The sequence below is a fragment of the Pseudomonas sp. Con_6 genome (assembly GCF_059379395.1).
The window spans coordinates 6,850,330-6,871,627 of sequence record NZ_CM182011.1 but is presented as its reverse complement, the minus strand read 5'-3'; the positions used below and the strand labels follow the sequence as shown (position 1 = coordinate 6,871,627).

The 21,298-nt window shown below is 64.8% G+C and carries 21 protein-coding genes; 14 read left to right on the top strand and 7 right to left on the bottom strand.

Annotated elements, in window-relative coordinates; translation table 11 throughout:
* Positions 1–11 precede the first annotated feature (11 nt).
* From AC5QPF_RS31120 to AC5QPF_RS31105, 4 genes are read left to right on the top strand one after another with little or no spacing between them, the layout of a single operon-like run.
* Positions 12–911 (top strand): TauD/TfdA family dioxygenase, encoded by a 900-nt coding sequence (locus AC5QPF_RS31120; RefSeq protein WP_494961390.1) that lies wholly within the window; start codon positions 12–14, stop codon positions 909–911.
* Between the two features lie 18 nt (positions 912–929).
* On the top strand, positions 930–1,949 hold the full coding sequence (locus tag AC5QPF_RS31115; protein WP_494961389.1) for an ABC transporter substrate-binding protein: 1,020 nt from the start codon (positions 930–932) through the stop codon (positions 1,947–1,949).
* A gap of 4 nt (positions 1,950–1,953) precedes the next feature.
* Positions 1,954–2,817, top strand: coding sequence for an ATP-binding cassette domain-containing protein (locus tag AC5QPF_RS31110; RefSeq protein ID WP_494961388.1), 864 nt, complete (start codon positions 1,954–1,956; stop codon positions 2,815–2,817).
* Positions 2,818–2,830: 13 nt separating this feature from the next.
* Entirely contained in the window at positions 2,831–3,697 is an 867-nt protein-coding gene (locus AC5QPF_RS31105; RefSeq protein WP_494961387.1) for an ABC transporter permease subunit, read from the top strand.
* Here AC5QPF_RS31105 and AC5QPF_RS31100 read toward each other — a convergent pair.
* Entirely contained in the window at positions 3,694–4,701 is a 1,008-nt protein-coding gene (locus AC5QPF_RS31100) for a WYL domain-containing protein (RefSeq protein WP_494961386.1), read from the bottom strand. The two genes, AC5QPF_RS31105 and AC5QPF_RS31100, sit on opposite strands and share 4 nt — an antisense overlap.
* A gap of 209 nt (positions 4,702–4,910) precedes the next feature.
* Between AC5QPF_RS31100 and AC5QPF_RS31095 the strand changes: the two genes are divergently transcribed.
* The 8 genes from AC5QPF_RS31095 to AC5QPF_RS31060 all read left to right on the top strand — a co-directional run bounded on the left by AC5QPF_RS31095 (position 4,911) and on the right by AC5QPF_RS31060 (position 11,960).
* Positions 4,911–5,732 (top strand): tetratricopeptide repeat protein, encoded by an 822-nt coding sequence (locus AC5QPF_RS31095; RefSeq protein ID WP_494961385.1) that lies wholly within the window; start codon positions 4,911–4,913, stop codon positions 5,730–5,732.
* Positions 5,733–5,830: 98 nt separating this feature from the next.
* Positions 5,831–6,283, top strand: coding sequence for a MarR family transcriptional regulator (locus AC5QPF_RS31090; RefSeq protein WP_494961384.1), 453 nt, complete (start codon positions 5,831–5,833; stop codon positions 6,281–6,283).
* The gene (locus AC5QPF_RS31085; protein ID WP_494961383.1) at positions 6,280–8,367 is read left to right on the top strand and encodes an FUSC family protein; all 2,088 of its coding nucleotides are present in this window, start codon (positions 6,280–6,282) and stop codon (positions 8,365–8,367) included. Before AC5QPF_RS31090 ends, AC5QPF_RS31085 begins: the two co-directional genes overlap by 4 nt.
* Positions 8,364–8,576: a DUF1656 domain-containing protein gene (locus AC5QPF_RS31080; protein WP_458979666.1), complete on the top strand. Its 213-nt coding sequence runs from the start codon at positions 8,364–8,366 to the stop codon at positions 8,574–8,576. Before AC5QPF_RS31085 ends, AC5QPF_RS31080 begins: the two co-directional genes overlap by 4 nt.
* A complete protein-coding gene (locus AC5QPF_RS31075; RefSeq protein ID WP_494961382.1) occupies positions 8,573–9,448 on the top strand; it encodes an efflux RND transporter periplasmic adaptor subunit in 876 nt (291 codons plus the stop codon). Before AC5QPF_RS31080 ends, AC5QPF_RS31075 begins: the two co-directional genes overlap by 4 nt.
* Positions 9,445–10,845 (top strand): efflux transporter outer membrane subunit, encoded by a 1,401-nt coding sequence (locus AC5QPF_RS31070; protein WP_494961381.1) that lies wholly within the window; start codon positions 9,445–9,447, stop codon positions 10,843–10,845. The genes AC5QPF_RS31075 and AC5QPF_RS31070 overlap by 4 nt, the downstream gene beginning before the upstream one ends.
* A 171-nt stretch (positions 10,846–11,016) precedes the next feature.
* Positions 11,017–11,256, top strand: coding sequence for a DUF2789 family protein (locus tag AC5QPF_RS31065; protein WP_494961380.1), 240 nt, complete (start codon positions 11,017–11,019; stop codon positions 11,254–11,256).
* A 65-nt stretch (positions 11,257–11,321) separates the two neighbouring features.
* Positions 11,322–11,960 (top strand): NADH:ubiquinone oxidoreductase subunit N, encoded by a 639-nt coding sequence (locus AC5QPF_RS31060; RefSeq protein WP_494961379.1) that lies wholly within the window; start codon positions 11,322–11,324, stop codon positions 11,958–11,960.
* Between the two features lie 4 nt (positions 11,961–11,964).
* On the opposite strand, the gene AC5QPF_RS31055 is transcribed toward AC5QPF_RS31060, so the two are convergent.
* The 6 genes from AC5QPF_RS31055 to AC5QPF_RS31030 all read right to left on the bottom strand — a co-directional run bounded on the left by AC5QPF_RS31055 (position 11,965) and on the right by AC5QPF_RS31030 (position 17,858).
* Positions 11,965–12,405 (bottom strand): CBS domain-containing protein, encoded by a 441-nt coding sequence (locus tag AC5QPF_RS31055; protein WP_494961378.1) that lies wholly within the window; start codon positions 12,403–12,405, stop codon positions 11,965–11,967.
* Positions 12,406–12,554: 149 nt separating this feature from the next.
* Entirely contained in the window at positions 12,555–14,414 is a 1,860-nt protein-coding gene (locus AC5QPF_RS31050; RefSeq protein ID WP_494961377.1) for a DUF3857 domain-containing protein, read from the bottom strand.
* 113 nt (positions 14,415–14,527) lie between these two features.
* Positions 14,528–15,274 carry an L-cystine ABC transporter ATP-binding protein TcyN gene (tcyN, locus tag AC5QPF_RS31045; protein ID WP_494961376.1) on the bottom strand — a complete coding sequence of 249 codons (747 nt, stop codon included), beginning with the start codon at positions 15,272–15,274 and terminating at the stop codon, positions 14,528–14,530.
* Positions 15,271–15,945: a cystine ABC transporter permease gene (gene tcyL, locus AC5QPF_RS31040; RefSeq protein WP_330072763.1), complete on the bottom strand. Its 675-nt coding sequence runs from the start codon at positions 15,943–15,945 to the stop codon at positions 15,271–15,273. The genes tcyN and tcyL overlap by 4 nt, the downstream gene beginning before the upstream one ends.
* The gene (gene tcyJ / locus AC5QPF_RS31035) at positions 15,942–16,742 is read right to left on the bottom strand and encodes a cystine ABC transporter substrate-binding protein (protein WP_494961375.1); all 801 of its coding nucleotides are present in this window, start codon (positions 16,740–16,742) and stop codon (positions 15,942–15,944) included. Before tcyJ ends, tcyL begins: the two co-directional genes overlap by 4 nt.
* 117 nt (positions 16,743–16,859) lie before the next feature.
* Positions 16,860–17,858: a D-cysteine desulfhydrase gene (locus AC5QPF_RS31030; RefSeq protein WP_494961374.1), complete on the bottom strand. Its 999-nt coding sequence runs from the start codon at positions 17,856–17,858 to the stop codon at positions 16,860–16,862.
* A gap of 208 nt (positions 17,859–18,066) precedes the next feature.
* Between AC5QPF_RS31030 and epsC the strand changes: the two genes are divergently transcribed.
* Together epsC and betT are read left to right on the top strand one after the other, a co-directional pair.
* Positions 18,067–18,999 (top strand): serine O-acetyltransferase EpsC, encoded by a 933-nt coding sequence (gene epsC / locus AC5QPF_RS31025; RefSeq protein ID WP_494961373.1) that lies wholly within the window; start codon positions 18,067–18,069, stop codon positions 18,997–18,999.
* Between the two features lie 301 nt (positions 19,000–19,300).
* The gene (gene betT / locus AC5QPF_RS31020; RefSeq protein WP_494964281.1) at positions 19,301–21,262 is read left to right on the top strand and encodes a choline transporter BetT; all 1,962 of its coding nucleotides are present in this window, start codon (positions 19,301–19,303) and stop codon (positions 21,260–21,262) included.
* The last annotated feature ends 36 nt before the right edge of the window (positions 21,263–21,298 follow it).

Here is a 21,298-nt window from a genome sequence, read left to right as displayed (position 1 = left end):
GGAGTTGAAACATGTCAGCGGCCTCCAACGCCTTGTCGTCCATCGACGGTGCACAGCAGCAAGATTTCCAGATTCGGCCATTCGACGGCGCGGTCGGCGCCGAGATCATCGGCCTGGACCTTACCCGCCCGGTCAACGGCGAGGACTTCACCCGCATCCACCGGGCCCACCTCGACCACCATGTCCTGGTCTTGCGCGACCAGCGCATCACCCCCGAACAACAGATCGCCTTCAGCCGCCGCTTCGGCGTGCTGCAGATCCATGTGCTCAAGCAGTTCCTGCTGGCCAACCACCCGGAAATCCTCATCGTCTCCAACATCATCGAGAACGGCCAGAACATCGGCCTGGGCGATGCCGGGAAGTTCTGGCACTCGGACCTGTCGTACAAGGAACTGCCAAGCCTGGGCTCCATGCTGCACGCCCAGGAGCTACCCAGCGAAGGCGGCGACACCCTGTTCGCCGACATGCACAAGGCCTGGGACGGCCTGCCCGAGGCGCTGCGCAAGGCGGTCGAAGGTCGTCAGGCGGCGCATTCCTACACCGCGCGCTACAGCGAGACCAAATTCGAGGGCAACTGGCGCCCGACCCTGACCGCCGAGCAACTGGCGCAGGTGGCCGAAGTGATCCATCCGGTGGTCCGCACCCACCCGGAAAACGGCCGCAAGGCGCTGTTCGTCAGCGAAGGCTTCACTACCCGCATCGTCGGCCTGCCCGAAGACGAAAGCCGGCAGATCCTCGCCGAGCTATACGCCCACAGCGTGCTGGAGCAGAACATCTACCGCCATCAGTGGCGCCCCCATGACCTGGTGTTCTGGGACAACCGTTCGCTGATCCACCTCGCCACCGGCTGCCCGGCGCACCTGCGTCGCAAGCTGTACCGCACCACCATCCAGGGCGACGCCCCGTTTTGATCCGCCGAGGAATCCAACATGCGCAAAACACTCAGCCGCCTTGCGGCCGGTATCGGCCTGAGCGCCAGCCTGATTGCCGGTAGCCTCGTGGCCCCGGCCACCGCCCACGCCGAAGGCGAAATCCGCATCGCCGAACAGTTCGGCATCGTCTACCTGTTGCTCAACGTGGTCCGCGACCAGCACCTGATCGAGAAGCACGGCAAGGAGCAGGGCATCGACATCAAGGTCGACTGGACCCAGCTGTCCGGTGGTGCGGCCACCAACGATGCGCTGCTGTCCGGTTCGGTGGACATCGTCGGTGCCGGCGTCGGCCCGCTGCTGACCATCTGGGACCGCACCTACGGCCGGCAGAACGTCAAGGCCGTGGCTTCGCTGGGCAACTTCCCGTACTACCTGCTGAGCAGCAACCCGAACGTGAAGACCATCGCCGACATCAGCGAGAAGGACCGCATCGCCCTGCCGGCGGTGGGCGTGTCGGTGCAGTCGCGCTTCCTCCAGTACGCCGCCGCCAAGCAGTGGGGCGACAAGGAATTCAACCGTCTCGACAAGTACACCATCGCCGTGCCGCACCCGGATGCCACCGCGGCGCTGATCGCCGGCGGCACCGAGCTCAATGGCCACTTCTCCAACCCGCCGTTCCAGGAGCAGGCGTTGGCCAACAAGGACGTGCACGTGGTCCTCGATACCTACGAACTGCTCGGCCCCAACTCACCGACGGTGCTGTTCACCACCGAGAAATTCCGCAAGGACAACCCGAAGACCTACAAAGCCTTCGTCGACGCCCTGGCCGAGGCGGCGGACTTCGCCCAGAAGGACAAGGCGGCCGCTGCCGACACCTACATCCGTGTAACCAAGGCCAAGATCAGCCGCGAAGAACTGCTGAAGATCATCGACAGCCCGAAATACGAGTTCACCGTCACGCCGAAGAACACCTACCCGCTGGCGGAATTCCTCTACCGGGTCGGCGCCATCAAGCACAAGCCCGAGTCGTGGAAGGACTACTTCTTCCAGGATGAAAAGCCGCTTCAGGGGAGCTGATTCCATGACCGCCCACCTGCAAGGCCACACGGCCAGCAAGCTGAGCCGCGTAGACACCCCACCGCTGTTGCAGGTGGACAACCTCAGCCTGGAATACCGCACCGCGCAGCGTGTGGTGCGGGCCACCCACCAGGTCAGTTTCGAAGTGGACAAGGGCGATCGCTTCGTCCTGCTCGGGCCTTCCGGCTGCGGCAAGTCGACCTTGCTCAAGGCGGTCGCAGGCTTCATCGAGCCGAGCGAAGGCAGCATTCGCCTGCAAGGCCAAGCGGTGCACGGCCCGGGGCCGGATCGCATCGTGGTGTTCCAGGAGTTCGACCAGTTGCCGCCGTGGAAGACGGTGAAGCAGAACGTCATGTTCCCGCTGCTGGTGTCCGGCACCCTCAAGCGAGCCGAGGCCGAGCAGCGGGCGCTGGAGTACCTGGAAAAGGTCGGCCTGGCAGCCTTCGCCGACGCCTACCCGCACACCTTGTCCGGCGGCATGAAGGCGCGGGTATCGATTGCCCGGGCGCTGGCCATGCAGCCGAAGATCCTGCTGATGGACGAACCCTTCGCCGCCCTCGACGCCCTGACCCGGCGCAAGATGCAGGAAGAACTGCTGGCGCTGTGGGACGAGGTGAAATTCACCCTGCTGTTCGTCACTCACTCTATCGAGGAAGCGCTGGTGGTGGGCAACCGCATCCTCCTGCTCTCGCCCCATCCGGGCCGGGTGCGGGCGGAGATCCATAGCCATCAGTACGACCTGCACAGCCTCGGCGGCGCCGATTTCCAGGCCAGTGCGCGGCGTATCCACAGCCTGTTGTTCGAAGATGGCCAGCAACCGCCCGCCGAGGCCGCGCTGGACTTCAACGACATCCGCATCGCCTACTGACGGGAGCTTCGTCATGACTACCCCATCCACTCCACGCCAGGAGTACGAAGTCGTGCTCGAGCCCTGGGACGGCGTCGCCCTGGAGCGCGAGCTGCCGCTGCTGCAGCGCCTGTGGCAGCACGGCTGGCTGCGCAAGAGCGTGATCCTGGTCGTGCTGGCGATCCTCTGGGAGATCGCCGCCCGCTATCAGGGCAACGACCTGCTGCTGCCGACCTTCCTGCAAACCGCCCGGGCGCTGTTCGACGGCCTGGTCAGCGGCGAACTGCCGGCCAAGGTCGGCGTGTCCCTGGTGGTGTTGCTCAAGGGCTATGTGCTGGGCATCGTCCTGGCCTTCGGCCTGACCAGCCTGGCGGTTTCGACCCAGATCGGCCGCGACCTGCTCGACACCCTGACCTCGATGTTCAACCCGCTGCCGGCCATCGCCCTGCTGCCGCTGGCGCTGCTGTGGTTCGGCCTGGGCGAGAACAGCCTGATCTTCGTCCTGGTGCATTCGGTGCTGTGGGCGCTGGCGCTGAATACCTACGCCGGTTTTCGCGGCGTCGGCGACACCCTGCGCATGGCCGGGCGCAACTATGGCCTGCGCGGACTGCGCCTGGTCGTGCACATCCTGGTGCCGGCGGCGCTGCCGTCGATCCTGTCGGGGCTCAAGATCGGCTGGGCCTTCGCCTGGCGCACGCTGATCGCTGCCGAACTGGTGTTTGGCGCCACCAGCGGCAAGGGCGGGCTGGGCTGGTACATCTTTCAGAATCGCAACGAGCTGTACACCGATAAGGTGTTCGCCGGCCTTGCGGTGGTGATCCTTATCGGCCTGCTGGTGGAAGGACTGGTGTTCAACGCCCTGGAACGGGTGACCGTGCGCCGCTGGGGCATGCAGCGTTAATCGCTGTACTGCGCCGCGGCGTTGCTCAGGGTCGTGGCGATCAGTTGGCGCAACGCCGCCGGCTGCTCGACGATCAGCTCATCGCCCTTGCTCAGCAGCCACCAGCGCAGGCTCCAGCTGTTGCTGACGGTGGCCTGCAGGCGATGGCCGTGCTCCAGGTCGGTGAGTTGCATGTCCGGCGACAGCGGGGTCTCGCGCATCAGGCGGGCCAGGTTGTCGCTGATCCAGGCATGCAGCTCGATCTTCTCCGCGCTGCCGAACTGCAGGGCGTCGCTACGCAGGTAGTGCTGCAGGTCGAATTCGTCCAGGCCCTTGGCCGGGCTGTCCAGCACGCTCAACTGACGGAAACGGTGCACTGCGAACTGGCGGATATCGGTGTACGGTTGTGCCGTTGCGATCAGGTAGGCGACCTGCCCACGCTGGATCAGCGCCAGCGGATCCAGGGTCAGCTCGACAGTGCGGTCGTTGTGCGCCGAGTAGTACAGGCATTGCAACTGATGCTCTTCGAGCAAGGCCTTCTGCACGGTTTCGAGGATGCTGTCCGGCACCTCGGGGGCGCGCATGTTCAGTTCCGGATGCACGCTGGCGACCTTGTCCAGCCAGCGCGCCGCCTTGTTTTCCGACGACAGGGTCTCGAGCTTCTGCCGCGCATGGGCGAAACGTGCATCCAGGCCCTTGAGCATGCTGCCCGGCAGTAGCGGACGCACGGCTTCTTCCACCAGGGCCAGGCTCAAGGCTTCGCTCACGCTAAGCCCACGCAACTCTACGCAAGCATTCGCTGCCCAGTACCAACCATAAGGAATGCTGCGGTCGTTGCGCTCCAGCGGAAAGATCAGCGACAGCTCGTTGAGATCGCGCTCGATGCTGCGCTTGCTGATGTTGAAACCGGCGTCCTTGAGGCGCATCACCAGCTCCGCGGTGGTGATGCCGGGGGAGCGGCTGGGCAGTTGGCGCAGCAGTTCCCATTGACGACTGAGGGTGGCACGGGTGGTGGCGGAGGGCAAAACGGTGAGTCCTTGTCTAGGCTTGCGGCGGTCGCAGGTAGTCAGCGACATCATATGGCAATTTGCCATTAATTTACCCACTTCAGGGACGAACCGTTGAATTGCCCCGACGAACGCGTTCGCGACAGGTTTTGTCGTGGCGCTGCGCAGAATCACGCCTCATCGCCCACAAGGACACCAAGAGGGAGGGCGGTTCAATGAGGATGAACATGTCTGCTGCCAGCAATATCTATTCTCTGCTCGGGCGCCTGTTGCCCGAGCGCGTCGTCCCGGCGCCGGGGCGCGCCCAGGTGCGCCGGCTGTACACCGGCGTCGGCATGCCGGCACAACGAGCGGCGCTGGGGGAGAGCTTCAGCCTGGTCAGCCTGCTGGACGAAGCGCCGGACCTGCAGCAGGTCTACGCTGACCTGCGCGCGCAGGCGTTGGACGGTAGCGTGGCGGCACTCAACGACCTGGGCTGGATCTGGCTGAATGGTCGCTATTGGCGCGCCGATCCGGTACTGGCCGGGCATCTGCTGCGCATGGCGGCGTTGCAGGGGAGTGCGGTGGCCTGGTTCAACCTGGGTCAGCAGTACTACTTCGGCAAGGGTGTGGATGTTTCCTACGCCAGTGCTGCCGAGTATTACCGCCATGCCTTCGAAGCCGGACTGGCGCAAGCCGCAGCGGCGCTGGGGGATCTCTTCGAGGAGGAGACCTGCGACAGCGAGGATGAGCCAAACCCCTGGCGGGTCGACCTTGGCCTGGCCTGCGAATGGTTCCTGCGCGGGGCTCAGCGGGGCGATGCGCGCTGCCGGTTCGAGGCCGGGTATCGTCTGTTGCATGGGCAGCAGGTGACGGCGGACAGCCGGGCAGGGGTCTACTGGCTGGAACTGGCGGCGGTGGCCGGGGTAGTGCAGGCGGCGGAGGAACTGGCGCTGCATTTCCAGGATATGGGTAACGAACTGCGTTATCTGTTCTGGCGCGACCAGGCGATCGGGTTGGGGAGTCCGTTGGCGTTGACGATGAAGCTGGAAGATCAGTTGCGGCCTTGAGGCCGGTGCAGGCAAAAGATTGGTGGCTATTGACGCTCCCGCCGTGATGGAAGAATATTGATAGTTAGCAAACTATGAATATGATCGCGACCCCTCTCATGACGCTCGACGCCCTCCAACTGAACACCAGCAGCGGCATGGTGATGGCCAGCCGCAACTGGCGGCGCATCTGCCAGACCACCCTGGCGCGCTTCGGCATTTCCGAAGCCTGCGCGGTGCCGCTGTTGATGATCCTGCGCCTCGGCGACGGCGTGCATCAGGTCGCCGTAGCCCAGGCGGTAGGGGTGGAAAGCCCGTCTCTGGTTCGCCTTCTCGACCAGTTGTGCAACGCAGGCTTGGTCTGCCGCACCGAGGACCCAGGTGACCGCCGCGCCAAGGCGCTGTGCCTGACCGACAAGGGCCGCGAACTGGCCGAAGCTATCGAAGGCGAGCTGGTACGCCTGCGCCGCGACGTGCTCAAGGACATTTCCGCCTCTGACCTGGAAGCCGCGCTGCGGGTGGTGAAAGCCTTCGAAGACGCCGCCCAGCGTTCGCCAGGACTGCCCCTGTGAAAGGCTTCTTCAGCTCCATGCCGCCGGCCCGCGACTGGTTCTACGGCGTGCGCACCTTCGCCGCGTCGATGATCGCTCTGTACATCGCCTTGCTCCTGCAACTGCCGCGTCCCTATTGGGCGATGGCCACCGTGTACATCGTCTCCAGCCCCTTCGTTGGCCCTACCAGTTCCAAGGCGTTGTATCGCGCCTTGGGCACGCTGCTCGGCGCTGCCGGGGCAATCTTCCTGGTGCCCATGCTGGTGCAGGCGCCGGTGCTGTTGACCGTCGCCGTGGCCCTGTGGACCGCGACGCTGCTGTTCCTTTCCCTGCACCTGCGCACCGCCAACAGCTACACCCTGATGCTCGCCGGCTACACCCTGCCGATGATCGCCCTGCCGGTGGTGGACAACCCGCTGGCGGTGTTCGACATCGCGTCGTCGCGGGCCCAGGAAATCTGCCTGGGTATCGTCTGCGCCGCCGTGGTCGGGGCGATCTTCTGGCCTCGCCGGCTGACCCCGGTGTTCGTCGGCGCCACCGGCAGCTGGTTCGCCGAGGCGATCCGTTACAGCGACACCTTTCTCGCCCGTACCGCCACTCCCGACACCGTCGGCGGACTGCGCGCCTCCATGGTGACTACCTTCAACTCCCTGGAAATGATGATCGGCCAGTTGTCCCACGAAGGCGCGCGGCCGCAGACGGTGAAGAACGCCCGCGAGCTGCGTGGACGCATGATCCACCTGCTGCCGGTGATCGATGCCCTCGACGACGCCTTGCTCGCCCTCGAAGGCCGCGCGCCGCAGCAGGCCGAGGCGATCAAGGGCTTGCTGGAGCAATGCCGGGAATGGCTGCAATCAACCGCCGAGGATGCCTCGGTAGCGCGCTGGTCGGCCCTGCGCGAGCAGCTCGAGCGCTTGCAGCCGAGTACCGCCGAACTGGACGAGCGCCCGGGTCTACTGATGTCCAACGCCCTCTATCGCCTCGGCGAATGGATCGACCTGTGGCAGGACTGCTGCAGCCTCAAGCACGCCATCGCCCGCGAAGACCTGTCGCCCTGGCGCGCGGTGTACCGGCACTGGCGTCTGAGTCGCCTGACGCCGTTCTTCGACCGCGGCCTGATGCTCTACTCGGTGTTCTCCACCTTCAGCGCCATCGTTGTCGCCATTACCCTGTGGATCCTCACCGGCTGGGCCGACGGCGCCAGCGCGGTGATCCTCGCCGCCGTAGCCTGCAGCTTCTTCGCGGCGATGGACGACCCGGCGCCGCAGATCTACCGCTTCTTCTTCTGGACCACGCTGTCGGTGGTGTTCGCCAGCCTGTACCTGTTCCTCGTGCTGCCCAACCTGCATGACTTCCCGATGCTGGTGCTGGCCTTCGCCATCCCCTTCATCTGCGTCGGCACCCTCACCGTGCAGCCGCGCTTCTACCTCGGCACCTTGCTGACCATCGTCAATACCGCCTCGTTCATCAGCATCCAGGGTGCCTACGATGCGGACTTCCTGGCCTTCATCAACGCCAATATCGCCGGCCCCGTGGGCTTGCTGTTCGCCTTCATCTGGACCCTGGTGATGCGCCCGTTCGGCGTCGAGCTGGCGGCACGCCGCCTGACCCGCTTCAGCTGGCGCGACATCGTCGGCATGACCCAGCCGGCCACCCTCGCTGAACACCGCCACCTTGGCGTGCAGATGCTCGACCGCCTGATGCAGCACCTGCCACGCCTCAGCCAGACCGGCCAGGACAGCGGCGGCGCCCTGCGCGACCTGCGCGTGGGCCTCAACCTGCTCGACCTGCTGGCCTACCTGCCGCGTGCCGCAGCGCAACCGCGAGCGGCGCTGGAGAAGGTCATCGAGGAGGTCGGCGGGCATTTTCAGGCCTGCCTCGACGCCGGCGAGCGTCTGCACGCGCCCGCCGCGCTGCTGGGCAGCATGGAGCTGGCCCGGCGTGCGCTGAACATGCAAAGCATGGACGGCCACGGCGATGCCCGCCTGCACCTGCTGCACGCCCTCAGCGGCCTGCGCCTGGCGCTGCTGCCGGGTGTCGAGGTGGTGCTCGAACCTACTGACCCACCGCAACTGCCCTTTGGCCTCGACGGAGCCCCGCTGTGATCGGTGAACTGGATATCAGCGGGGTATTCCTGCCCACGCTGCTGGTGATGATGCTGGCCAGCTACGTGCTGTTCCTCGGCATCCATGCGGTGCTCAACCGCGTGCATTTCTACCGCCTGGTCTGGCACCGGGCGTTGTTCAACGTTGCTCTCTATGCCGTGCTGCTTGGCACGGTGGACCACTTTTGCCGAAGCCTGATGCTGCCATGAAAAAACCTTTGTTGACCCTGGGCCAAGTGGTCCTGACGCTGCTGGTAGTGACCCTGGCGACCGTGCTGGTCTGGCAGATGGTCCTGTACTACATGTTCGCCCCCTGGACCCGCGACGGACATATCCGCGCCGATGTGATCCAGGTGGCGCCGGACGTGTCCGGGCTGATCCAGGACGTTGCGGTGCGCGACAACCAGCCGATCAAGCGCGGCGATGTGCTGTTCACCGTCGACCAGGACCGCTTCAGGTTGGCCCTGCGTCACGCCCAGGCCACCCTGGCCGAGCGCAAGGAAACCCTGGCCCAGGCGCAGCGCGAGACCAAGCGCAACAAGGGCCTGGGCAATCTGGTCGCCGCCGAGCAACTGGAAGAGAGCCAGTCGCGCCAGGCCCGCGCCCAGTCGGCACTGGATGAGGCCCAGGTGGCGGTGGACGCTGCACAGCTGAACCTGGACCGCTCGGTGGTGCGCAGCCCGGTCAACGGCTACCTCAACGACCGTGCGCCGCGTGCCCACGAGTTCGTCAGTGCCGGACGGCCAGTGCTGGCGGTGGTGGACAGTGAGTCGTACCACGTTGATGGCTACTTCGAGGAAACCAAGCTGTCCGGCATCCAGGTCGGCCAGGCCGTGGATATCCGCGTGATGGGCGACAACACCCGCCTGCGCGGCCATGTGCAGAGCATCGCCGCCGGCATCGAGGACCGTGACCGCAGCAGCGGCGCCAACCTGCTGCCCAACGTCAACCCGGCGTTCAGCTGGGTACGCCTGGCCCAGCGGATTCCGGTACGCATCGCCTTCGACGAAGTGCCAGCGGACTTCCGCCTGATCGCCGGGCGGACGGCCACGGTGTCGATCATCGAGGACAAGGCGCAATGAAAAGGCTGTCGCTGTTGGGCATCAGCCTGATGCTGTCGGCCTGCCAGATGGTCGGGCCGGATTACCACCTGCCGGAAAAGTCCGCCTTCAATCGTGGCGACCTGCAAGGCCAGTTGCGCGCCGATGCCGACAGCGTAGTCTCGGCGCCGGTGCCGAAGGACTGGTGGCGGCTATACCGCGATGACCGCCTCGACAGACTGGTCAATCAGGCGCTGGCGGCCAACAGCGAGCTACGCGTGGCCGCGGCCAACATCGCCCGGGCCCGTGCCCAGGTCGAGGAAGCCGAAGCCCAGGGCGGTTTCAATGGCGGCGTGAAGCTGGGGGCGCAGCGTCTGCAGGAGTCCGGCGAAGCCTTCCTGCTGCCGGAGAAGGTACCGGTGGCGAACATCGGCGAGGCGATCTTCAGTGCCTCGTACCAGTTCGACCTGTGGGGCACCCTCAAGCGCGGCGTCGAGGCGGCCCAGGCCAATGCCGACGCGGTGCAGGCGGCGGCGGATACCGCGCGGATCACCGTGGTCGCCGACGTGGTGCGGGCCTACACCCAGGTGTGTGCGGCAAACGAGGAATACCATATCGCCCGCGAGTCGCTGGACCTGCAGGAGCAGAGCGTCAGCCTGACCGCGCGCCTGCGCGATGCCGGGCGCGGCGATGAGACCCAGGTGACCCGTTCCGAGACCCGTTTCAAGTCGTTGCGTGCCGAGCTGCCGCGTTTCCAGGCGGCCCGGGAGGCGGGCCTGTACACCCTGTCGATGCTCCTCGCCAAGCCGGTCGATCAACTGCCGGCGGGCACTGCCGATTGCGCCGAGCTGCCGCATATCGCCCAGTTGCTGCCGGTGGGCGATGGTGCCGCGCTGCTCAAGCGCCGGCCTGATGTGCGTCGCGCCGAACGGCAACTGGCGGCGGCCACCGCGACCATTGGCGTCGCTACCGGTCAGCTGTATCCGGACATCAGCATCGGTGCCCAGGTGGGCACCATCGGTATCCTGGAAAACCTCGGCAAGCCGGCGACCAACCGCTGGGGCTTCGGCCCGCTGCTGACCTGGACCGTGCCGACCAACGGCTCGCGGGCGCGAATCCGCGAGGCGGAGGCGAGCACCCAGGCGGCGCTGGCGAATTTCGACGGGGTGGTGCTCAACGCCATCCGCGAGACCCAGACCAGCCTGGCGCAGTACAGCGCGTTGCTGGACCGGCGTGAGGCGCTGGAGGATGCCGAGCGTTCGGCGAAGCTGGCGGCGGACCAGACGCATCGCTTCTATCAGGCGGGACGGGCGTCGTTCCTGGCCGATCTGGAAGCGACCCGGACCTATACCGAGATGCGTGGGCAACTGGCGATGGCCAATACCCAGGTGGCGATGGGGCAGGTGGGATTGTTCCTGGCTCTTGGCGGCGGCTGGTAGGCCCAATCGCGGGCAACGCCCGCTCCCACAAGGTCCGGCGGTGTACTCAGGACCTGTGGGAGCGGGCGTTGCCCGCGATGAGGCCCTCAAGAGCACAGCAGACGTCTTGACCTAAACTTTCACTCCCCAAGGCACTCAATCCCTTGGTAACCCCAGCCCAAGGAGTGAATCATGGACCTGTCCCACCACGAGTTTTCCGTCCTGTTCGAACAACTCGGCCTGCCCTCCGATGCCACCAGCATCCAGCAATTCCTCACCAGTCACTCCCCGCTCAAGAACGAAATCAAGCTGGTCGACGCGCCGTTCTGGAGCGAAAGCCAGCGGGCGTTTCTCAAGGCCGAATACATTGCCGATTCGGACTGGATCATGACCATCGATCAACTCAACGTCGCCCTCAGAAATAAACGCTGAGCGGCACCTGATGTCCCCCATTGGCGTTGCTATGCTCAGAAAAAAACAACAAGGGGACAGCGCCAATGAAAGACCCCTATGCCGTTGGCTTCTGGGCTGCCGTGACAGCCTTGGGCCTGCTGACCACCGGTTATTTCTACGGAGTCAGGGAAGTTCACCAGCTCGAGCAGGCTCGCCAGTTCCTTTATGGCGCCGCCGGCCTGATCGCGGCCCTCGCCCTGAGCGCGCTGGCGTGGATACGCTGGCAACTGCTCAGGGTGCGTCGCCGCCAGCTGGAACAGGGGCGAACGCTGGTGGCGATCTGGAATACCAAAGTCGCCCTGCGCCGCGTGGAAACGGTGTTCGACCGGTATTTCTGGGGCAGCTATTGGCAGCCTGGGCGGACATTCCAGGAAGTCATGGGCGAGCTTGAGGGCACGCCGCTGGAACGCAGCCTGGAAGCCTTGAAGGCGCAGTGTCAGGAGCTCGACCAGGAAATCCATGATCACCATCGCCACTGGTTGAACAATGCCCGCGAGCTGTCCAGCGTGGCGACGGCCATGGCCCGCGAGCGCTACCAGCTCGACCTCTGCGATTCGCAACAGAGTTCGCGCCGTGGTGCTGCGGTGCTCAACCGCGACCTCGAAGTGCTGGTGTACACCTGGTCGGCGCGGTTGCGCAGTTTCGATCATCAGCTCGACGAGCTGGAAGGCGAGTACAGGTAACCCGTCAGTCGCCGCGAATGTAGCCTTCCAGCTGACGAATCATCTCGGCCTGCGCGGCGATGGACTCCTTGACCAGGTCACCGATCGACAGCAGGCCGAGCAGTTGCCCGTTTTCCACCACCGGCAGGTGGCGCAGGTGACTGTCGGTCATCATGGTCATGCAGGTTTCGACGTTCTGGTGCGAGTCCACGGTGATCACCGGCGAACTCATGATCTCGCGCACCTCGGTGCCCACCGACGAGCGCCCCTTGAGCACCATCTTGCGCGCATAGTCGCGCTCACTGACGATGCCCACCACCTTGCCGCCCTCGACCACCGGCAGGGCGCCGACGTTCTTTTCCGCCATGACCATCAGCGCCTCCAGCACTGTCTGGTGCGGGGCGATGGTGTAGACCTGCTGCGCGTGCTGCGCTTTCAACTTCAATAGCTGTGCCACGGTTTTCATTGCGGGCCCTCTGCATGGGGGGATGGTTGTTGTAACGGCAGATACCCTCAAGAATCGTGCACGGCGGGCAAAGGGGCAAGGCGGATTGCGGCATCGACGCCATTGAAAAACGTCATCGCCGCGTTTTTTTCCGTTTTACCCCTCCGGCCTCAGCTTTGCTGCACGATCACCTGGCTGTTGAGGTCGCGGATCAGCGCTTCCACGGTCGGCATCAGCGTGCGCAATTGCTCCGGTGTGCAGGTCGAACCGTCGTTGCGGAAGTCCATGCGCCGGGTCACCACTACGCTGTTGCCTTCGCGGCGGTAGTCGGCGCTGTACTCGAGGTTGTGCGCCTTGAGCGACACCGGCTTGGGCGTTGCGATGATCTGCACCTGGGCCGGGAAGTCGAAGCGCGCTTCTTCCTCGGTCCGGCTCGAGACGCAGAGAAACGCCTGCTTGCGCGATTTCTCGCTGATGAAGCCCTGGGCGTTCTGCGCGATGCCGCCGGCGAAGCTGCTCAGGGTCGGCACGCCGATCGGTCCCGGCAGGTTGACCAGGTTGCGCGAGTGGCCGTTGATCTTCAGTTGGAAGCCATGGCCCTGCTTGTCCAGCTTCTTGCCTTCGACGCGGCCGTTGCCGGACTGGTTGTACGTGCTGAGGATACGCTGCACCAGCATGTCCCGTTCGCCCGGGGCCATGTTGCGCAGGCCGTAGCGGTTCAGCTCGGCGCCCCAGCCCTGGATATCCGAATCGTTGCTGAAGTCCGCTTCGCCGTTCTCGTTGATGCTGAAGAGGGTGCGGCTCTTGACGATGTTGGCTTGGGTTTTCGGCGTGTGGGCGAGGGTGGCCGAGTCGACCAGCACCACCGGCTTGTCCATGTCCGGCAACGGCAGGAAGCCGGCGGCGATGGCTTTCATGGTCGGGTCGAGGTACAGGTCCAGGCTCGGGACGTAGGTGATGGCGTGGTTGATCACGCCAAGGGTCGGCACCTTCGGCAACTGGTAGGCGTTGCCCAGGTTGATCAGCGCCGGAGTGCTGTGGATGTCCACCGCCGCCAGCAGCGCGCCGAGCAGGGCGACATGGTCCTTGCAGTCACCGTAGCGGTTGTTCAGCACGGTCTCGGCGGCATGCGGCACCACGCCGCCGGCACCGATGTAGACGGCGACGAAGCGCACGTTCTTGCGGACCCAGTCGCTCAGCACCAGGGCCTTGGCGCGCGGCTCCTTGATTTCGGTGGTGAGGGATTTCGCCAGTTCGGCGATGGCCGGGGTCACCTCGAACTGCGAGCGCGCCGCGTAGGCCCTGGCGAAGGCGGCGTAGTCGGCGAAGGTCGAGACCGCCAGGTACTGGCCGTAGTCGGCATAGGACACCGAACCGATTTCCGCACGCGGCTGCGCGTCGTGCTGGTAGTCCCAGCGCCAGACCTTGCGCCCGCTGTCTGCGGCCGGGGTGGACGGCTTGAAGTCGCGGTCATCGGCATGCAGCGCCAGGTCGGCGGGCAAGTCGTAGACCACGCTCATCTGGCGTACCGGGTAGATATAGGGGAATACCGTGTCCTCGAACTGGCCGGGGAACAGCGCGGTGTTGCGGTGGCGCTGGTAGGTCAGGACCAGGCGGTCGCCCACGGCCACTTCCGGGAAGATCACCACCTTGACCAGGCTGTCGAGAAACATCGGCGCATCGGCCGAGGCCTGTTGCTGCTGTTCCTTGATCTGCTCGGCGCTGACGGTCACCTTGCGGCCGTCGGGCTTCTGCGTGTACGCCTCGATCACCTCAAGGGTTTCCAGGGTACGGTTGTAGGGCAGGGACTGTTGCGCGGTGGTCTTGATTGCGCGTTCTTCCTCGATCTGGAAGACCAGTTCATGGCGCAGGTCGTAGCTGCCATCGGTTTGCACGCGGTAATGGCGGGCGTCCTTTTCCACCGTGACCGACCTGTCGCCGCCGTCCTCGGCGGCCTGGGCCAGGTTCAGGGTGAGCAGGCAGACCAGCAGGCCCAGCCAATGTGCCGGGCGTGAAACGAGCCACTTCATAGAGATCCTTCTTGCAGACGATTCCAGGGCTGATCCGCAGTAATGCGAATCACTACTGGCATTGTGCCCGAAGACGCAGGTCGAATGCTCTATGCGTACCTTGGGGCAGGCCCTCAACCACCAAGGATCTTGCCGAGGAACTGCCGGGTCCGCTCATGCTGCGGATTGGCGAACAGCGCCTTGGCTTCGTTCTGCTCCACGATCACCCCCTTGTCGAAGAAGATCACCCGGTTGGCCACGTCGCGGGCGAAGTTCATCTCGTGGGTGACGATGATCATGGTGCGCTTCTCCTCGGCCAGGCCGCGGATGGTCGCCAATACTTCGCCGACCAGCTCCGGATCGAGGGCCGAGGTGGGTTCGTCGAACAGGATCACTTCCGGCTCCATCGCCAGGGCCCGGGCGATCGCCACGCGCTGCTGCTGGCCACCGGACAGGCGCCGTGGGTATGAGTCTTCCTTGCCCGCCAGGCCGACCTTGGCCAGCAACTGCCGGCCCAGTGCCTCGGCCTTTTCGCGGGGCGTCTTCTTCACCACCAGCGGGCCTTCGATCACGTTCTCCAGCGCGGTGCGGTGGGGGAACAGGTTGAAGTTCTGGAACACGAAACCCACCTGCTGGCGCAGGCGGCGGATCAGCCCGCCCTGCTGCTTGAGCGGGCGGCTGGCGTCGATCTCCACGTCGCCGACCTGGATCAGGCCGCTGTCCGGGGTTTCCAGCAGGTTGAGGCAGCGCAGGAAGGTGGTCTTGCCCGAGCCGCTGGGACCGATGATGGCGATCACCTCGCCGGGTTCGACGCTGAGGTCGATGTCCTTGAGCACGGCCTGGCCGTTGAACTGCTTGTTCAGGCGTTGCACGCGGATCATCGCTGCGGCTCCTGGTCATGACGGTTGACCCGCGCTTCCATGCGGTGCTGGAAGTGCGCGAGGACGCTGCAGAGGATCCAGTAGATGACCGCCACCGCGAGGTACATGGTGAACACTTCGAAGGTGCGCGCAGTGATCAGTTGAGCCTGGCGGAACAGCTCGGGGACCTGGATGGTCGCGGCCAGGGCGGTGTCCTTGACCAGCGAGATGAAGCTGTTGCCCAGCGGCGGCAGGGCGGTGCGCAGCGCCTGCGGCAGGATCGCCCGGCGCATCGCCTGGGTGCGGGTCATGCCGATGCTGGCGGCGGCTTCCCACTGGCCACGGTCGATGGAGGAAATCGCCGCACGGAGGATCTCGCAGATGTACGCGGCCATGTTCAGCGACAGGCCGATCAGCGAGGCCGGGATCGGATCGAGCTCGATGCCAATCTGCGGCAGGCCGAAATAGATCACGAACAACTGCACCAGCAGCGGCGTGCCGCGGAAGAAGGAGACGTAGATGCGTGCCAGCCAGTCCAGCGGCAGGATCTTCGACAAGCGCATCAGCGCCAGGGCAAAGCCCAGCACCAGGCCGAAGAACATGCCGCCGACACTGAGCAGCACCGTGTAGCCAGCGCCCTTCAGCAGGAAGGGCGTGGAGTCGGCAACGAGTTGCAGGCTTTCAGCGATCATTTGGTGACATCGGCACCGAAGTATTTCTCCGAAAGCTTGGCCAGGGTGCCGTCAGCCCGCAGTTCGTCCAGCGCCTTGTTGATCGCCGCGAGCAGTTCCGGTTCGCCCTTGCGCAGTGCGATGCCGGACTCCAGGCGCGAGAAGGCGGCGCCGGCCAGTTCGGTGTCCTTGGCTTTCTGCGCGTACTCCAGGGCCGCCAGGCGGTCGATCAGGATCGCGTCGATGCGGCCGTTGCGCAGGTCGGCGAACTTGCTCGGGTCATCCTCGTAGGTGCGCACGTCGGCTTGCGGGACGTCCTTTTTTACCCACTGTTCGTAGTTGGTGCCCAGGCCCACGCCGACCTTCTTGCCAGCCAGGTCCGCAGCGGCGTTGATCTTCAGGTCGGCCGCCTTTTTCTTCAGGATCAGCGCCTGGATACCGGACACGGTGTAGGGCTCGGAGAAGTCGTACTTCTTCTTGCGCTCGTCGGAGATGGTCACCTGGTTGACCACCACGTCCAGGCGCCTGGATTCCAGGGCGGCGAGGATGCCGTCCCACTTGGTCGGCTGCACCTTGGCCTTGACCCCCAGTTTTTGCGCCAGGGCCTCCGACAGCTCGACCTCGAAACCGGTGAGCTTGCCGTTCTCGTCGACGAAGCTGAACGGCGGGTAGGTACCTTCCAGGCCGACGTTGATCACGCCTTTTTTCTGGATGTCCTGCAACTGCTCGCCGGCAACCGCCTGGCCGAGCAGGCTGGCGCCCAGCACGAGGCCGGCACCCATGGAGAGAATACGTTTGGTGAAAACGGAAATCGTCATGCCCTGTCCCCAGTCTTGTTGTGAAAGTGGTGGTGACTATAGGGCGCGGTTTATAGGTTCAAAAATAATAAAAGAATATTTTCTTATGTATTTAAGAGCTATGAAACCGCACCTGATTCAACGTTTACAGACATCAGGGTAGGCGAATAATGCCGGCGCCCCGCCCGTGTGCAGAAAAATCAGCGGACCTTCGTCGAAGCGCTCCCGGGCGATGCCGTCGAGCAGTCCGGCCATGGCCTTGCCGGTGTACACCGGGTCCAGCAGCACGCCTTCCTGGCTGGCCAGCAGGCGCACCGCGGCGAGGCCGCCGGCATTGGCTTCGCCGTAGCGTGGTGCGTAGTACTCGTCCCACAACTGCACGTTGAAAGCGTCCGGTACACGGACCTCCAGCAGCTCGGCGGTACGCTCGGCCAGGGCCTGGACCTTGGGCTTCTGCGCTTCTTCGCTGCGCGACACGGTGACGCCGATCACCGGCAGGTCCGGCAGCCGTTCGGCCAGCGCCAGGGCCAGCCCGGCATGGGTGCCGGCGCTGCCGGAAGCGAGCACGACACCGGCGAAGCGCCGGCCGCTGTGCTCGATCTGCTCGGCCAGTTCCAGGCCGGCGCGCACGTAGCCGAGGGCACCGAGGGCGTTGGAGCCGCCGATGGGCACGATGTATGGCTTGCGGCCGCTGGCGTGCAGGCGCACGGCAAGGGACTGCAGTTGTTCGTCGGCGTTGTCGAGGTTGTCCACCAGCTCGACCCTGGCATCGAACAGGTCGAGGAGCAGGCGGTTGCCGTTCTCCAGGTAGCTGGCCGAGTCGGTGCCGATGGGGTTTTCCAGCAGCGCCACGCAGCCCAGACCCAGGCGGGCGGCGAGGGCGGCGGTCTGACGTACGTGGTTGGACTGGATCGCACCGGCGGTGACCAGGGTGTCGGCACCCTTGGCCAGGGCATCGGCGGCGAGGTATTCAAGTTTGCGCAGCTTGTTGCCGCCGAGAGCGAGGGGAGTGAGGTCGTCGCGCTTGAGGTGGATCTCGCGGCCGGTCCATTCGCTCAGGCGCCGGGCCTTTTCCAGCGGAGTCGGGGCGCCGAGCAGTTCCAGTCGATTGAAGCGGTTTAGCTGTCGTTCGATCATGGGAGAAGTCGCTGTAGGAAAATTCGAGCATAGGCAGGCGGCCGTTCGCGAGCAAGCTCGCTCCCACAGGGTTGTGGCTTATGCCTTACATATAGCCAACTGGCATAAACCGTTATTTTTTCCACACCGGGCCTATGCCGTAGAGTGCTCGATCAAGAGAGCGGCATTTCCCCTTCCAGTCCCATGCCGCCGAGCAGGAGAAACAACCGTGAGCGACAACGCGCAAACCGGGCATTGGCAACTTCACTCCATCGTCGGCCAGCTTCGCGCGGCCCGCGACCAGTGGCGCACCCGCAATGGCCGCAGCAGCGGCGAGCAGGGCGGACGCGAACTGCCATCGCGTGAAGCCATCAGGCACATCCTCGAACAGCTGTGTGGCGCGTTGTTCCCGATGCGCCTGGGGCCGGTCGACCTGCGTGAGGAAAGCGAGGACTTCTATGTCGGCCATACCCTCGACTCGGCGCTGACCGCGCTGCTCGCCCAGGCGCGTCTGGAACTGCGTTATGCCGCGCGGCACGACAATCAGGACGCCAGCACCGTGGATGCCACCGCGCTGCGTCTGATCCAGGAGTTTGCCGCAGCCCTGCCGGCCATGCGCGTGCTGCTCGACACCGACGTGCTGGCCGCCTTCAACGGCGACCCGGCCGCGCGCAGCGTCGACGAAGTGCTGCTGTGCTACCCGGGCGTGCTGGCGATCATTCACCACCGCCTGGCCCACCACCTGTACCGCGCCGGTCTGCCGCTGCTGGCGCGGATCAGTTCGGAGCTGGCGCACTCCATCACCGGCATCGACATCCACCCGGGCGCGCAGATCGGCCCGAGCTTCTTCATCGACCACGGCACCGGCGTGGTGATCGGCGAGACCGCGATCATCGGCGAGCGGGTGCGCATCTACCAGCACGTTACCCTGGGTGCCAAGCGCTTCCCCGAGGACGAGTGCGGCAAGCTGCAGAAAGGCCATCCGCGCCACCCGATCGTCGAGGACGACGTGGTGATCTACGCCGGGGCGACCATTCTCGGACGGATCACCATCGGCAAGGGTTCGACCATCGGCGGTAACGTGTGGCTGACGCGCAATGTGCCGGCGCAGAGCAATATCACCCAGGCCAATCTGCAGTCGGACGAAGGCGCGCAGAAGTAAACGCCGATCTCTGTGGGAGCGGGTTCACCCGCGATGGCGATGGTGGATTCACTACCGCAATCGCGGGTGAACCCGCTCCCACAGATTTGCGGTGCAACATCAGCAATTTCCCACTCCAATGGTCAGCTATAGGTCGCCTCCCACCCCCGTTCCATGTTTAACTTGAACACGTGTTCAAATTAAAACGCTGGTCCGCTGCCGGTGTTCAACAGGAGGATCTGCCTTTGCTGAACCCGTTCAACCTCGCCTTTTTCCCGTCTTGCGGGGTGCTTCGTCGATGAATGCCCCGTCAAAGATCCGCATGAATCCCCCGGTGTTCTACTTCGCCGCCAGTTTCATCCTGCTGTTCGCCCTGATCGTCATCGCCAACCCCCAGGCCGCTGGCGAATGGCTGCTGGCCGCGCAGAACTGGGCGGCACACACCGTCGGTTGGTACTACATGCTGGCCATGACCCTGTACCTGGTGTTCGTGGTGGTCACCGCGCTGTCCGGCTACGGCAAGATCAAGCTCGGTGCCGACCATGACGAGCCCGAATTCAGCTACCTGTCCTGGGCCGGCATGCTGTTCGCCGCCGGGATCAGCATCACCCTGTTCTTCTTCTGCGTCTCCGAACCCCTGACCCACCTGTTGCAGCCACCCCAGGGCGAAGCCGGTACGGTGGAGGCGGGGCGTCAGGCGATGCAGGTGCTGTTCCTGCACTGGGGCCTGCACGGCTGGGGCGTGTTCGCCTTCGTCGGCATGGCCCTGGCCTACTTCGCCTACCGCCACAATCTGCCGCTGGCCCTGCGTTCGGCGCTGTACCCGCTGATTGGCAAGCGCATCAACGGGCCGATCGGCTATGCGGTGGACGGCTTCGGCATCATCGCCACGGTGTTCGGCCTGGGTGCCGACATGGGCTTCGGCGTGCTGCACCTCAATTCCGGCCTCGACTACCTGTTCGGCGTGGCCCACACCCAATGGGTGCAGGTGGCGCTGATCGTCCTGATGATGGGCGCGGCGGTGATGGTGGCGGTGGCCGGGGTGGAGAAGGGCGTGCGGGTGATGTCCGACATCAACCTGTTCCTCGCCTGCGCGCTGCTGCTGTTCGTGCTGTTCGCCGGCCCTACGCAGCACCTGTTCAACACCCTGATCCAGAACCTCGGCGACTACCTTGCCGTGCTGCCGCGCAAGAGTTTCGACGTGTATGCCTATGACGGCGCCAACGACTGGCTGGGCAACTGGACGGTGTTCTACTGGGCCTGGTGGATCGCCTGGGCGCCGTTCGTGGGGCTGTTCATCGCGCGGATTTCCCGTGGCCGGACCATTCGCGAATTCGTCTTCGGCGTGCTGCTGATCCCGCTGGGCTTTACCCTGGCGTGGATGTCGATCTTCGGCAACAGCGCCCTGACCCAGGTGCTCGACCACGGCATGACCGCGCTGGCCGACACCGCCGTGCAGAACCCGTCGATGACCCTGTACCTGCTGCTGGAAACCTATCCGTGGAGCAAGACGGTGATCGCCATCACCGTGTTCATCAGCTTCGTGTTCTTCGTCACCTCGGCCGACTCCGGCACCGTGGTGCTCTCGACCCTGTCGGCCAAGGGCGGCGGCACTGACGAAGACGGGCCGAACTGGCTGCGGGTGTTCTGGGGCGTGATGACGGCGCTGGTGACCAGCGGACTGCTGTTCGCCGGCAGTATCGACTCGCTGAAGTCGGCGGTGGTGCTGACGTCGCTGCCGTTCTCGGTGATCCTGCTGGCGATGATGTGGGGGCTGCACAAGGCGTTCTACCTGGAGTCGCAGCGGCAGATCGCGCAGATGCACTCGCTGGCACCGTTCGCCAGCTCGCGCCGCGGCAAGGGCGGCTGGCGCCAGCGTCTGAGCCAGGCGGTGCACTTCCCGTCACGGGACGAGGTGTATCGCTTCATGGACGACGTGGTGCGGCCGGCGATTGCCGAGGTCACCGAGGTGTATGCGGAGAAGGGGCTGAGTGTCATTACCCAGGAAGACCCGAGCCATGACAATGTCAGTCTGAAGATCGGGCATGGCGAGGAGCAGCCGTTCCTCTATCAGGTGCAGATGCGCGGGTACTTTACGCCATCGTTCGCCCTGGCCGGGCTGGGGACGCAGGAGCTGAAGAACCGGCGTTACTACCGCGCCGAGGTGCATCTGGCCGAGGGTAGCCAGGATTACGACCTGATGGGCTACAGCAAGGAGCAGATCATCAACGACATCCTCGACCAGTATGAGCGGCATTTGCAGTATCTGCATTTGGTGCGCTAGCGGGGTGGTCGCTGTGGCTTGCCAGCGATAGGCATG